Origin of the sequence: Xanthomonas boreopolis, assembly GCF_046529185.1 — a bacterium.
Taxonomy (GTDB): domain Bacteria; phylum Pseudomonadota; class Gammaproteobacteria; order Xanthomonadales; family Xanthomonadaceae; genus Pseudomonas_S; species Pseudomonas_S boreopolis.
In genome coordinates, this window is the sequence record NZ_CP097162.1 from 312,881 (window position 1) to 326,065 (window position 13,185).

Consider the following 13,185-nt stretch of genomic DNA (forward strand, 5'->3'; position numbering starts at 1 on the left):
GGTCCGCACCGCCCTTGCGGTGCCGGACGCGACGAAGCCGCCCGGGAAGCCCGCGGTGGCTTCGTCGCGTCCGCGGCCATGCAGGATGTCGGGGCGGGGCCGCAAGCGCGCGGGTCCGCCTGCACAGTTCCATCGACGGGCATGACCGCGCGACGCGCCCGCCGGCACAATGCCGCCATGACCACGCTTCCCTCGACGGCCGGGGCCGCCCCCGCTCCGTGACCCGCCCGCGTTCGCCGCTGCTGCTGCTGCCCGGCCTGCTCAACGATGCCGATCTCTGGCAGGAGCAGGTCGAGGCCCTGTCCGACATCGCCGACTGCGTGGTCGGCGACCTCACCCGCGGCGATTCGATGCGCGTGCTGGCCGAACAGGTGCTCGCGCAGATGCCGCAAACCGGGTCGTTCGCATTGGCCGGCTTCTCGCTGGGCGGCTACGTCGCCCAGGAAGTGCTGCGGCTGGCGCCGGAACGCGTCGACCGGCTCGCCTTGCTCGACACTTCCGCGCGCCCGGACTCGCCGCAGCGCGCGGCCCTGCGGCGCGAGCAGGAACGCGGCCTTTCCGCGCCCGGCACCTTCGTCGGTTTCGGCGAGCGGCTGATGCGCAGCTACGTCGATCCCTCGCGCCACGGCGACGGCGCGCTGCTGCAGCGCGTGCAGGCGATGACCCGCCGCCTGGGCGCGGACGTGTTCCTGCGCCAGAGCCGCCTGCGGCGCGACGATGGCCGCGACCTGCTCGCCGCGTTCGCGCGGCCGGCACTGGTGCTGTGCGGCCAGAACGACGCGATCACGCCGCCGCCGCTGTCGCGCGAGATGGCGGCCCTGATGCCGGAGGCGCAACTGGTCGAACTGCCCGCCTGCGGCCACCTGTCGCCGCTGGAACAACCGCAGGCGGTGGCGGCGGCGATGCGGGCCTGGCTGCTGCGCTGAGCGGGCCGGGCGGGACTGCGCTCACCTCGCAGCGCGCAACGCGCTCCCGGCGGCGCCGCCGAGCGCCGCGCTGTAGCTGCCGGCTTCATGCCCGGCTTCCAGGTCGAGCAGGTGCAGCGGTTGCCCGTCGAGGCGGAATTCCAGCGACTGTTGCAGCGCATGCAGCGCCTCGACCTGCCCGCAGAGCGTCCGCGCCTTGGCTTCGAGCAAGCGGCTGCGGGCTTCCATGCGCTGGTCCAGCGCTTTCTCCATGGCTTCGCTGCGTCGCTCCAGCCGGTCGGCACCGCCGGTGAACACCGCGAACAGCGCGCTGCGGACGACGCTGCCGGCCATCGCATCGGCGGCCTGCTCGATGTTGGCCTCGAAGCGTTCGTCGAACACCTCCTGGTCCCAGCGTCCCTTGCCGAGCGAGCCGTCGATCTGCGCCAGCGCACGTTCGCGATAGTCGTCCAGCGCGCGCGCCTTGCGCTTGCTGCCGGTCATGGCCTCGACCACGCCCGCGAACGCATCGAACACGATGTCCACCGTCTCGCGCGCGATGTCGGCGACGGCCGGCATCAGCGCCCGGGCGCCGGCTTCCAGCTGCCGCAGGCGCTGCGCATCGGCCTCGCTGACCTGCCGGACCTGCTGGTCCACGCTCAGGCGGCCATCGTGGAAGAAGATCTCCTGCGGCTCGCCCTGCTTGCGGTGCAGCCAGATGCCGCCGGTATCGGCCAGCACGTCGTAGGAGGTGCTGAAGCCGCATTGCCGGGACGACAGCTGCGGGCGGCTCTCGCCCGCCTGGACGGACAGCGGCACGGCCAGCAGCAGCGGCAGCAGCGAACGAAGGACGGGGGACATGGCGGAGACCTCCTTGTGGCGTGGCGCCAGCATGGAGGGTCGCCACGGACGCGGCATGTGAGGGAAGTCAGGATGACGCCGGTCGCGGACGGGCCGCCCGGACGCGGCCGCCTAGACCCCGCCGCGACGCGGGATCACGCCCGCCTAACGGCACGCGCGGGATTCTTGCTGCATAGCAGCATCGGAGTCCGGTCATGCTCGACCCCCGCATCGAAAAGGTGGATCTCGCATTGAACGAGATCGATCCAGGCGAACTGGCCCGCAAGGTGGCGCTATGGCAGTGGGCCTGCCGCGAGATGCTGCACGAGACCTTGATCGGCATGCACCAGCTGTCCCACCTGGCGGGCATCGCCGAGCGCGTGGCCGACACCTGGCACGCGCCGGTGGACGTGTTCGAGCCCGAGCAACCCTTCATGGCGCGCGGCGCGCTGGCGGACCGGCGCCTGCCGCAGGTGCTGGATGGCCTCGGCCAGGCTGGCGATGCCGACGATCGCGCCCGGCTGTGGCGGCTGCGCTATGCCAGCCTGGTCGCCGCGACCTTGCAGGGCATGCGTGCGCTGGCCGGCAAGCACCGCATCGAACGCCAGGCCGTGCTCGACGGCTGGCATTGAGCCGCCTGCCCGTTCCCCCGCGTTTCCCCTCCGTTGTTCAACGCTCACGCGCCGACTGCTCCATGTGGCGCCAGGCATGCCGCACCAGCCCGCGGGCCTGCTCCCAGGGCACCGGCGACATGGGGTGCCGGCTCCGGTAGGTCTTGCGCAGTATCCGGTACAGCTGCAGTTCGCTCGCGTGCGGGTGCGCCAGGTAGACGTCGTAGCCCAGCTTGAGCAGCGTCGCGTAGTCGGAGAAGTCGTAGCGGCCCAGATGCCCGCCGGCATGCACGGCCTGCCAATAACTCAGCTCGGCCTGGACATCGATGATGGGACACGAGAAAGCGGAAACGGTCTGCATGGCGGAACTCCCGCAGTAGCGCCACGCCCCTGTTCCGACAACGTAGCATCCCGGCGACGGAAGCGCCAAGAGGGCGCGCGGCGCCGGCGCCGGATCGCCGCTTGGCGGCCACCTCCCGGGCGCGGGCGGCGCCTCGGTCGCTCAATCGTCCAGGCGTACCAGCCGCTTGCCGAAGTTGTCGCCGCGCAACAGGCCGATCAGGCCTTGCGGCGCGTTCTCCAGCCCTTCGACCACGTCCTCGCGGTAGCGGATCCTGCCTTCGCGCAGCCATTGGCCCATCTCGCGCAGGAATTCCGGATACAGGCGGACGAAGTCGCGCTGGATGAAGCCGCGCACAGTCAGGCGCTGGCGGAGTATCTGGCTGAGGAAGTCGGGCAGCCGGTCCGGCCCGGGGCGGACCTCGCCGCGCGCGTTGTAGGTGGCGATGGTGCCGCATACCGGGATGCGCGCGAAATCGTTGAGCAGGGGCAGCACGGCATCGAACACCTTGCCGCCGACGTTCTCGAAGTACACGTCGATGCCGTCGGGCACGGCCGCGCGCAACCGCTCGGCGAAATCGCCGGAGCGATGGTCCAGCGCTGCGTCCACCTGCAGTTCCTCGCGCAGGTAGCGCACCTTTTCCGGGCCGCCGGCGATGGCGACCACGCGCAGCCCCTGCAGCTTCGCCAGTTGCGCCACGGTGGCGCCGACCGGACCGCTGGCGGCGGCGACCACCAGCGTCTCGCCGGCTTGCGGCCGGCCGATCTCGCGCAGGCCGGCATAGGCGGTGAAGCCGGGCATGCCATGCACGCCGAGCGCCGTGCTCGGCGGCGGCTGGCCGTTTGGATCGAGCTTGCGGTTGAGGGTGCCGCCATCGACGATCGCGTGGGTCTGCCACCCGCCGGCCGGCGCGAACACCCAGTCGCCGCGCGCAAAGCCCGGATGGTGCGATTCGAGCACTTCGGCCACGGTGCGGCCTTCCATCACCTCGCCCAACGCGACCGGCGGCGCGTAGGAGCGGCCTTCGTCCATGCGTCCGCGCATGTACGGGTCCAGGGAGAGAATGCGGTTGCGCAGCAGCACCTGGCCGGGACCAGGCAGCGGCAAGGGAACTTCTTCCAGGCGGAAGTTCGCGGCGGTCGGCTCGCCCTGCGGGCGCGTGGCGAGCACGATGCGACGGTTGACGATCGGGGAGGCGGGCATGGGGGCGTTCTTGCGTGCGGAGGGGAACGAGGGGCGATGGCCGGCGGCATCGGCGAAGCCGCATGCGCGCTCGCGCTACGGCCCTTGCGCCCGGCGGCCGCGCCAAGGCGAGGAATCGCCGCGCGGCGCCGCGGATGTCACGCCACGTCCTCGGCGCTGGCCGCGTCCAGTTGCGCGACGTCGTCGGCGGACAGCTCCAGCGATGCCGCCTTGAGGATGTCGCGCAATTGCTCCACCGAGGTGGCGCTGGCGATCGGCGCGGTGACCGACGGGCGCGCGATCAGCCATGCGAGGGCGGCCTGCGCGGGCGTGGCCGAGTGCTTGGCGGCGATGTCGTCGAGCGCGGCCAGGATGCGGATGCCGCGCGGATTGAGGTACTGCTTCACCACCGAGGCGCCGCGCGCGCTGCTCTTGGCCGCGTCCGCGGCGCTGCGGTACTTGCCGGTGAGGAACCCGCTGGCCAGCGAGTAGTAGCCGATCACGCCGAGGCCCTGCTCGCGCACCAGCGGTTCCAGCGCGGCCTCGTAGCCGGCGCGGTCGTAGAGGTTGTATTCCGGCTGCAGCGTCTCGTAGCGGGGCAACTTGAACTGGCGCGAGACCTCCAGCGCGTCGCGCAGGCGCCGGGCATCGTAGTTGGAGGCGCCGATCGCGCGCACCTTGCCCGCCTCGACCAGGCGGCCGAACGCGGCCAGCGTGGCTTCCAGCGGCGTGGACTCGTCGTCCTCGTGCGCCTGGTAGAGGTCGATCACGTCGGTCTGCAGGCGCCTGAGCGAATCGTCCACCGCCGCGGCGATGTTCTCGGCGGACAGGCCCGGATGCTCGCTCCACTTGGCGACCTTGGTCGCGATCACGATCCTGTCGCGCTTGCCGCTGCGCTTGAGCCACTTGCCGATGATCGTTTCCGACTCGCCGCCATGGTTGCCGGGCACCCAGGCCGAATAGACGTCGGCGGTGTCGACGAGGTTGAAGCCGGCGTCGACGAAGGCATCGAGCAGTTCGAACGATGTCTTCTCGTCGGCGCTCCAGCCGAACACGTTGCCGCCGAATGCGATCGGTGCAACCTTCAGGCCGGAACGGCCGAGTTCGCGCAGCTGGGTCATGGGGGCGCTCCTGTTGAACAGAACGCCAAGCATAGTCACGCATGCCGCCGCCGCGTGTGACACCGGCACGGATTCAGTGTTTCGCATGCGGCGTCGCGCTAACGGTTTTTGAACGCATCGGCACGCGCGGCACGGCGTGCTAGGCTCGCCGCACTCGAATTCGCGGAGGGAGAGCGTCATGAGACAACATCATTTCGCGGGCGCTTGCCTGCTCGCGCTGGGCATGCTTGCGGCGGTGCCGGTCGCTTCTGCGATCAAGCCCGCCGACACGGCGACGTTGCCGGCGCCGGATGCGGGACTGCAGGCGGCGATCGACGGCGCATGGCGCGATCCGGCCAACGTCCGGCGCGACGCATACCGCCATCCCGGCCAGACGCTGGCCTTCTTCGGCCTGGAGCCGGACCAGACCGTCATCGAGATCACGCCAGGCGCCGGTTGGTATTCGGAGATCCTCGCGCCCTACCTGCGCGAGCGCGGCCGCTACGTCGCCGCGGTGGTCGACCCGCAGGCGGTGCCGGAAGGCAGGGGCCGCGACTACCAGCAGCGCGGGCGCGACCAGTTGGAGAAGAAGTTCGCCGCGCAGCCCGAGCTGTACGGCAAGGCCACCGTGGTCGCCTACGCGCCGGATGCGCCGGTGTTCGGCCCGGACGGCTCCGCCGACGTGGTGCTGACGTTCCGCAACGTGCACAACTGGCGCATGGCCGGGCAGGCCGAGGGCATGTTCAAGGGCTTCTACAAGGTGCTCAAGCCGGGCGGCGTGCTCGGCGTGGTGGAACATCGCGCCAAGGGCGACGTGCCGGCCGACGACAAGAGCGGCTACGTCGGCCAGGCCCAAGTGATCGCGATGGCCGAGGCGGCCGGCTTCGAGCTGGCCGGCAAGAGCGAGGTCAACGCCAATCCGCGCGACACCAAGGACCATCCCAACGGCGTGTGGACGCTGCCGCCGAGCAACAACCACGAACCCGCCGACGATGCCAAGTACAAGGCCATCGGCGAAAGCGACCGGATGACGCTGAAGTTCGTCAAGCGCTGACGAATCGCGGAAACCTCGTCGTTCCGCGGACGCGGAAGCGCCCGGATCGCCGGAACGCGCTTTTCGATTCCGCGGGACGACGCGCGGCAAGCCCCGCCTTCCCGCGGCCAGCGGACCGCGAACGGGGCTGCTGGTCGTTGCGAGTCCCGAGTCCGGCACCATGCTCATCGCCCTCAACAAGCCCTTCAACGTGCTCTGCCAGTTCACCGACCGCAGCGATCCGCCGCGGCGCACGCTGGCCGAGTTCGGCCTGCCGCCGGACGTGTACGCGGCCGGCCGCCTGGACTACGACAGCGAAGGGCTGCTGTTGCTCACCGACGACGGCCGGCTGGCGTCGCGGCTGACCGACCCGCGCCACAAGGAGCGCAAGACGTACTGGGTGCAGGTGGAAGGCGCGCCGCGCGAGGAGCAGTTGGCGCAGTTGCGGCGCGGCGTGCGGCTCAACGACGGGCCGACGCTGCCGGCCGGCGCGGAACTGCTGGAGACGGCCCCGGCGCTGTGGCCGCGCGATCCGCCGGTGCGCTACCGCAAGTCGGTGCCGGATGCATGGCTGCAGATCACCTTGCGCGAGGGCCGCAACCGGCAGGTGCGGCGAATGACCGCGGCGGTGGGGCTGCCGACGTTGCGGCTGGTACGCGTGGCGATCGGCGGCCACCGGCTGGATGGACTGGCACCCGGGGAGTGGCGGCGGATCGGTTGATCGCGGAAGCAGGAATGGCGCTGGCCGAGGCGAACCGTCGCCGGCGGGAATCGCCGGGAATTCTCGGTCGCATCCCTGCGATCCAGTTACGCGCCGATGGCGAGCAAACGGCGCTTTCCCGCCCCCGGGAGAGGGGTGGCTCCCCCAAGGGATACGAAAAGGCGGACGGGCGGGATCACTCGGCGCCGTCGGTCGGGGTGGTGGCGAAGCGGCGGTTGGCGCGCGCGGCGCGCCGTGCGGTGGTGTTGCCGGCATTGCCGTTGAGGCGTTCGGCGCTGCCTTCGATCACGCCTTGCTCCTGCTCGCGTTGCTTGCGCTTGCGGTACAGCGCATAGCCGATCAAGCCGACGCCGGCGACCGCCGCAGCCACGGCGATGGCGGGATTGCGCCGCACGAACTTGCCGGCGACGCGGCCGCCGGTCTTGACCGCGCCGATCGCCGCGCCGGTCTTCAGCCATTCGCTGGCATGCGGGGCGGCATGGCGCAGGCTGCTGCCGGCATGCTTGAGGCCGTCGCCGGCGCTGCTGGCCAGTTCCAGCGCCCGCTCCAGGGCACGGTCGGTGATCACGGTCAACTTGCTCATGGGGAGTCATCCTTTTCGTGGGCTGGACGAACAGTGTCCGACGGGATGCGTGTACGGGACGTTAGGCGGCGCTGGGCGTATCGGGCGCACAGAAGAAGCCCGCTGAGTTCGCCGTGCCACGGGCGGGACCGGATCACGTCCCGCGGGGCTTCGCGCGATGGGTGGCAGTCGCGGTCCAGGGGTCGTCGGGCCAAGGATGCTTCGGATACCTCCCCTTCATCTCCTTCTTCACCTCCGCATAGGTGGTATCCCAGAAATTGCGCAGGTCGCGGGTGACCTGCAACGGCTTGCCGCCCGGCGAGAGCAGGTGCAGCAGCAGCGGCACGCGGCCATCGGCGATGCGCGGGGTGTCGGCCAGGCCGAACAGCTCCTGCAGCTTGACCGCCAGCACCGGCGGCTGCGGTTCGCCGGCATGGTCGAGGGCATAGGCGATGGGGCGCTCCATGCCGGACGGCACTTCGATGCGGGCCGGCGCATGGCGCTCGATCCACTGGCGGCGGTCCCACGGCAGCGGCGTCTTCAGCGCTTCGCCGAGCTCGGCTTCGTCGAGCGCGTCCAGCCGCGTCTTGCCGGCGAAGGCGGGCGCCAGCCAGTCCTCCAGCGTGGCGAGCAGGGCTTCGTCGCCGTAATCGGGCAGGCCCAGTTCCGGCATCCAGGCACGCAGCGACTGCACGCGCGCGCGCCACTGCCGCAGCGATTCGGTCCACGGCAGCGCATCCAGGCCGAGCTCGCGCACCGCTCCGGCCAGCGCTTGCGCGGCATGCCGGGGATCGACCTTCCCGGCCGGGCGGCTGTCGAGCACGATGCGGTCGAAGCTCGATTCTCGCCGCGCCACGAGCGCGCGCTTGTCCGCGTCCCAGCGCACCACGTCCTGCTGCACGAAGCGCTCGGCGAAGTCGCGGCGCAGGCGCGCTTCGTCGACCGGGGCGGCGCGCAGCAGCAGGGCATCGCGCGCCTCGTAGCGCAGTTCGCTGGCGACCAGCCAGGGTTCGCCGCGCAGGTCGCTGGTATCGAACAGGCGTGCGCTGCGGCCGTTGGCGAGCAGATAGCGCAGCGGATCGGCGGGATGGCGCGCGGCGATGCGGTCGGGAAAGGCGTGGGCGAGCAGGTCGCCGAGTTCATGGGCGTCGATCTCGCCGGGCGGCGTCGCCTCGCAGCGCAGCCGCCGGCGCCATTGCCGGGCCGCCGCGTCGATCGCGTCCAGGGCGCTGCGGCTGGCATCGTGCGGGGCACGGCCGGCGCGGAACGCGGCCAGTGCGCGCCAGCGGGCCGCCAACGCATCGCCGCCCTGGCGCAGCGGATCGCGCGCTTCCAGCAGCGCCGCCAGGTCGCACGCCAGCGCCTGTTCGCGCGCTCCCTGCGCGGCGAGCAGCATCGCGGCCAGGCGTGGATGGGTACCCAGCGCGAGCATGCGCCGGCCCGGCGTGGTGATCGCGTTGCCGCCGGACAGCGCACCCAGGCGTTGCAGCAACTCGCGCGCGGCGGCCAGCGCGCCGGCCGGCGGCGGGTCGGCGAAACGCAGCGCGTCGCTGCCCCAGGCGGCCAGCTCCAGCGCCAGCCCGGCCAGCTCGACCTGCGCGATCTCGGGCCGGCGCTGGGCTTCCAGGCGCTGCGACTGCGGCCACAACCGGTAGGCCCAGCCTTCGGCGACGCGCCCGGCGCGCCCCGCGCGCTGGTCGGCGGAAGCCTGCGCGATCGTCGTCACGTCCAGGCGCGAGAAGCCGCTGTTGGGATCGTAGTGCGGCTCGCGCGCCAGGCCGCTGTCGATCACCACGCGCACGCCGGGCAAGGTGACCGAGGATTCGGTGACGTTGGTGGCGAGCACCACGCGGCGGCGGCCGCCGGGATCGGGCTGCAGCACGCGCGCCTGCTGTTCGACGGGGAGTTCGCCGTGCAGCGGCAGCACCTCGATGCCTGCGCCCGCCTGCGGCAGGGACGCGGCATCCAGGGCCGCCTGGAGCCGGGCGATCTCGCGCTGGCCAGGCAGGAACACCAGGAGGTCGCCCGGATGCGCCGCCAGCGCATGCTCGATCGCGCGGCGCGCCTGCGCTTCCATCGACTCGTCGCGGCGTGCGGGGAAATGCGCGATCTCGACCGGGAAGCCGCGGCCTTCGCTGGTGAGCCGCGGCGCGTCGAGGAACTGCGCCAGCCGCTCGCCGTCGAGCGTGGCCGACATCGCCACGATGCGTAGGTCGTCGCGCAGTTGCGCCTGTACGTCCAGCGCCAGCGCCAAACCGAGGTCGCCGGCCAGGTGGCGTTCGTGGAACTCGTCGAACAGCAGTGCGCCGACGCCTTCCAGCAGGGGATCGTCCTGGATCATCCGGGTCAGGATGCCTTCGGTGACGACCTCGATGCGGGTCTGCGCGGACACCTTGTTCTCGAAGCGGATGCGATAGCCCACGGTTTGGCCGGGCTGCTCCCCGAGCTGGCGCGCCATGAAGCCGGCGGCGCTGCGGGCGGCCACGCGGCGCGGTTCCAGCATCACGATCCTGCGGCCGGCGAGCCACGGCGCGTCGAGCAGCGCCAGCGGCACCTGCGTGGTCTTGCCGGCGCCGGGCGGTGCTTCCAGCACCAGGCGCGGATGCTCGGACAGGCTGGCGGCGATGGCCGGCAGCAACGGGGAAATCGGGAACGTGGGGCTGCTCATGCGCGGGGAAGGATACGGGCTGGGCGCTTCCGGCGCCCATCTCCCGCCGCGCCGGGATCGGGTGCGGGCCGGCAGGCGGCGTCCGCTCAGAACAGCTCGTCGAGTTGCTCGAAGAAGCGCCGCCTGTCCGGCCGATCCGGAACGCCGATCGTGGCCAGCAACGCCCGTGCCGCCTCGTCGCCGACGTCCTCGCGCAGGTTGCGATGGGCGAAGGCGATGTCCAGCCAGCGATCGGCGACGCCACCGCGGCCGAGGTCGATGAAGTGCAGGCTGTCGTGCGCATCCACGAACACGTTGCTGTCGCACAGGTCGCCGTGCGAGAACACCGGATCCTCGTCGGGCAGGTGCGCCTGCAGGTGCGCGAGCAGGGCCTGCGGCGTGTCCAGGCCTGGCCATTGCGAGAGGTCGTGGTCGGGGTCGATCAGGTCGCGGGCCAGCAGGTAGTCCAGCTCGCGCAGCCGCATCGCGGTGCCCGAGTCGAACGGGCAGTCCGAGACCGGCACGGCTTGCAGCTGTCGCAGCGCTTCGCGGAACAGGCCGGTGACCGGCAGGCCCGCGCGGAGGCGGGCGGACAAGGGCACGCCGGGCACCGCGCGCGTGACCATGAATTCCTCGCCCTCGTGCTCGGCCACCGCCACGACCTCGGCAACGGACAGCTTGCCCGCGAGCCAGTCCAGCACGCGCGCCTCGCGCCGCACGCTGTACGTGGTCGCCGCATGGACGGCGGGGCAGATCTTCAGGAAGAAGCGTTCGCGGCCGCGCCGGAACGCATGCACGCGACAGGGCGATTCGCCGATCGTATCCGGCAGCAGCGGCGCGCCGGCGACGACCTGCCGGATCGCGGCAGGCAAGGAGTCGTGCATGGACTTCGGGCGTGGTGGTGCGGGCGGAGTATGCGTTCCGCAGGTCGCGTCCCGCCCGGCTCGGCCGGCGGAACGCGATGGCGTGCGCGCAAGGGCGCCATCGGGACCACGCCGGTTCGTCGTGGCGCCCGGATGCGCCGGGCGCGTCAGTCCTTCGGCGGCGTGGGCGTGGAGAAGGCGATGGCGCTGGCGCCCGTGATCGGGCCGGTCTTCGCGCTGCCGTGCACGTAGAGCTTGACCGGCATTTCGAACTCGAGCGGGCCGTCCACCACGGCATTGGGGCCGATCACCACGCGGGGCGGGCGCCGGACATTGCTGTGGAACGGCTTCTTGAGGTGGATGCGGCCCTTGACGTGCGAGCCGATGCCGACGGTGATGTCGCTGCTGACGAAGGTGATGTCGCCCGCGACCTCGGCCTGCACCAGTCCGACGGCGCCGCTGATCGTGGTGATATCGCCTTCGATCCTGCTGCCGCGGTCGGCGAAGATGCTGCCGCTGACCGTGTCCACGCCGCCGTCGACCACCGCGCCGCGCCCCAGGGTGATGCGGCCGCTCACGTTCTTCAGTTCCCCGGTCTCGACGTCGTCGGCCAACTTCAGGTCGCCGCTGGTCGTGGCGATGTCGCCGACCTTGGCGCCGCGGTCGACGGTGACGTCGCCGCTGACGGACTGCACACTCCTGGCTCCGGCGTTGCTGCCCACGTGGATGTCGCCGCTCACCGTGCTCAGCCCGCCGTACTTCTGCCCGGGGGCTACCTGCACGTCATCGGAGATCTTGCTCAGGTCCTGCTGGGCCAACGCGGGAGCGGCGGCCAGCAAGGCCAGCCACAGAATCGATCTTGAAGCACGCATGGGGATCTCCTTGCTGCGATGGACGATGGCGGGGTTGCTTGAAGGCGGGCCGGGACAGGATGGGACCATGCCGGGGCGGCAGGGGGCACCTGCCTGAAGTCACTGGGCCGATCGGTTGCCGTTCGCGGGAACGGTTCCAGTCCCGACGCAGCCGCACCCGGCTCGTGGCGGATGGAGTCCCGGGAATGCACCGCTCACTGCAACGCATGCCGCAGCACGAACAGCGCGGTGATCACCCAACTGGCCGGATGCACCTCGCGCCAGCGCCCGGCCCCCAGCTTGAGCGCGACGTAGGCGAGGAAGCCCAGCGCCAGGCCATCGGCGATCGAATAGGTCAGCGGCATCGCCAGCGCGCACAGGGCGGCCGGCAGCGATTCGCCCAGGTCGTCCCATCGCACGTCGACCAGTTCGCGCAGCATCGAGGCGGCCACGTAGACCAGCGCCGGCGCGGTGGCGTAGGCAGGCACCATCGCCGCCAGCGGCGAGAACAGCAGCGCGAGCAGGAACAGCGCGGCCACGGTCAGCGCGGTCAGGCCGGTGCGCCCGCCGGCCTGCACGCCCGAGGCGCTCTCGATGTAGGCGGTGGTGCTGGACGTGCCCAGCAGCGAGCCGGCGAGGATCGCGCCGCTGTCGGCGAACAGCGCCCGGTTGAAGCGGCGCTGCAGCGCCGGCGTGCCGAGCAGGCCGGCGCGCTTGGCCACGCCCATCAGCGTGCCGGTGGCGTCGAACACCTCCACCAGCACGAACACCAGCACCACGTGCATGACCGCCGCGATGGCCGAGCCGCTGCCGTGGCCGCCCAGCGCGCCGGCCAGGTCGAGTTCGAGGAAGGTCGGCGCCAGGCTCGGCGGCCATGCGAGCAGGCCCTGCCAGTGCACCAGCCCGAGCATGCCGGCGGCCACGGTGACGGCGATGATGCCGAGCAGGATCGCACCGCGGATGCGGTGCAGGTCGAGGATCGCGATCAGGCCCAATCCTGCCAGCGCCAGCAACGGCTCGGGCCTGTGCAGGTCGCCCAGCGCCACCAGCGTGGCCGGCTGCGCGACCACCAGCCCCGCCTTCTGCAGGCCGATGAAGGCCAGGAACAACCCGATACCGGCCGCGATGCCGCTGCGCAGGGCGGGCGGGATGCCATCCACCAGCCAGCGCCGCGCGCCGGTCAGCGTCAGCAGCACGAACAGGCAGCCGGACACGAACACCAATCCCAGCGCCTGCTGCCAGCTGTAGCCGAGCGTGCCGACCACGGTGAACGCGAAGAACGCGTTGAGGCCCATGCCGGGCGCGGCGCCGACCGGATAGTTGGCGAGCAGGCCCATCAGCGCCGAGCCCAGCGCGGCCGCCAGGCAGGTGGCGACGAAGATCGCGCCGCGGTCCATGCCGGTCGAGGCCAGGATGTCCGGGTTGACGAAGACGATGTAGGACATCGTCAGGAAGGTGGTCGTGCCGGCCAGCAATTCGGTGCGCACCGTGGTGCGCGCGCCGGCGAGGTCGAAGCGGCCGATCATCGGG

The 13,185-nt window shown here is 71.6% G+C and carries 13 protein-coding genes; 4 read left to right on the forward strand and 9 right to left on the reverse strand.

Going from position 1 to position 13,185, the window contains the following annotated elements; all coding sequences use genetic code 11:
- The first annotated feature begins 218 nt into the window (after nucleotides 1–218).
- The gene (locus tag M3M27_RS01335; protein ID WP_434026915.1) at nucleotides 219–926 is read left to right on the forward strand and encodes an alpha/beta fold hydrolase; all 708 of its coding nucleotides are present in this window, start codon (nucleotides 219–221) and stop codon (nucleotides 924–926) included.
- A 21-nt stretch (nucleotides 927–947) separates the two neighbouring features.
- Here the strand turns inward: M3M27_RS01335 and M3M27_RS01340 are convergent, their stop codons facing one another.
- A complete protein-coding gene (locus M3M27_RS01340) occupies nucleotides 948–1,766 on the reverse strand; it encodes a DUF2884 family protein (protein ID WP_434026916.1) in 819 nt (272 codons plus the stop codon).
- 194 nt (nucleotides 1,767–1,960) lie between these two features.
- On the opposite strand from M3M27_RS01340, the gene M3M27_RS01345 reads away from it, so the two are divergent.
- On the forward strand, nucleotides 1,961–2,377 hold the full coding sequence (locus M3M27_RS01345; protein WP_140725182.1) for a hypothetical protein: 417 nt from the start codon (nucleotides 1,961–1,963) through the stop codon (nucleotides 2,375–2,377).
- A 37-nt stretch (nucleotides 2,378–2,414) separates the two neighbouring features.
- On the opposite strand, the gene M3M27_RS01350 is transcribed toward M3M27_RS01345, so the two are convergent.
- From M3M27_RS01350 to M3M27_RS01360, 3 genes are all read right to left on the reverse strand, one after another.
- Nucleotides 2,415–2,717: a hypothetical protein gene (locus tag M3M27_RS01350; RefSeq protein ID WP_140725185.1), complete on the reverse strand. Its 303-nt coding sequence runs from the start codon at nucleotides 2,715–2,717 to the stop codon at nucleotides 2,415–2,417.
- Between the two features lie 141 nt (nucleotides 2,718–2,858).
- Nucleotides 2,859–3,899 (reverse strand): NADP-dependent oxidoreductase, encoded by a 1,041-nt coding sequence (locus tag M3M27_RS01355; protein ID WP_434026917.1) that lies wholly within the window; start codon nucleotides 3,897–3,899, stop codon nucleotides 2,859–2,861.
- A gap of 137 nt (nucleotides 3,900–4,036) precedes the next feature.
- A complete protein-coding gene (locus tag M3M27_RS01360) occupies nucleotides 4,037–4,999 on the reverse strand; it encodes an aldo/keto reductase (RefSeq protein WP_140725193.1) in 963 nt (320 codons plus the stop codon).
- Between the two features lie 178 nt (nucleotides 5,000–5,177).
- Between M3M27_RS01360 and M3M27_RS01365 the strand changes: the two genes are divergently transcribed.
- The gene (locus tag M3M27_RS01365; protein WP_140725196.1) at nucleotides 5,178–6,032 is read left to right on the forward strand and encodes a class I SAM-dependent methyltransferase; all 855 of its coding nucleotides are present in this window, start codon (nucleotides 5,178–5,180) and stop codon (nucleotides 6,030–6,032) included.
- A 160-nt stretch (nucleotides 6,033–6,192) separates the two neighbouring features.
- Nucleotides 6,193–6,732: a pseudouridine synthase gene (locus M3M27_RS01370; RefSeq protein ID WP_140725200.1), complete on the forward strand. Its 540-nt coding sequence runs from the start codon at nucleotides 6,193–6,195 to the stop codon at nucleotides 6,730–6,732.
- A 175-nt stretch (nucleotides 6,733–6,907) separates the two neighbouring features.
- On the opposite strand, the gene M3M27_RS01375 is transcribed toward M3M27_RS01370, so the two are convergent.
- From M3M27_RS01375 to M3M27_RS01395, 5 genes are all read right to left on the reverse strand, one after another.
- Nucleotides 6,908–7,315, reverse strand: coding sequence for a hypothetical protein (locus M3M27_RS01375; RefSeq protein ID WP_434026918.1), 408 nt, complete (start codon nucleotides 7,313–7,315; stop codon nucleotides 6,908–6,910).
- 133 nt (nucleotides 7,316–7,448) lie between these two features.
- Nucleotides 7,449–9,962: an ATP-dependent helicase HrpB gene (gene hrpB / locus M3M27_RS01380; protein ID WP_434026919.1), complete on the reverse strand. Its 2,514-nt coding sequence runs from the start codon at nucleotides 9,960–9,962 to the stop codon at nucleotides 7,449–7,451.
- An 86-nt stretch (nucleotides 9,963–10,048) separates the two neighbouring features.
- Nucleotides 10,049–10,825: an APH(3') family aminoglycoside O-phosphotransferase gene (locus tag M3M27_RS01385; RefSeq protein ID WP_434026920.1), complete on the reverse strand. Its 777-nt coding sequence runs from the start codon at nucleotides 10,823–10,825 to the stop codon at nucleotides 10,049–10,051.
- A gap of 146 nt (nucleotides 10,826–10,971) precedes the next feature.
- A complete protein-coding gene (locus M3M27_RS01390; RefSeq protein ID WP_434026921.1) occupies nucleotides 10,972–11,676 on the reverse strand; it encodes a hypothetical protein in 705 nt (234 codons plus the stop codon).
- Between the two features lie 194 nt (nucleotides 11,677–11,870).
- Nucleotides 11,871–13,181: an NCS2 family permease gene (locus M3M27_RS01395; RefSeq protein ID WP_434026922.1), complete on the reverse strand. Its 1,311-nt coding sequence runs from the start codon at nucleotides 13,179–13,181 to the stop codon at nucleotides 11,871–11,873.
- Between the last annotated feature and the right edge of the window lie 4 nt (nucleotides 13,182–13,185).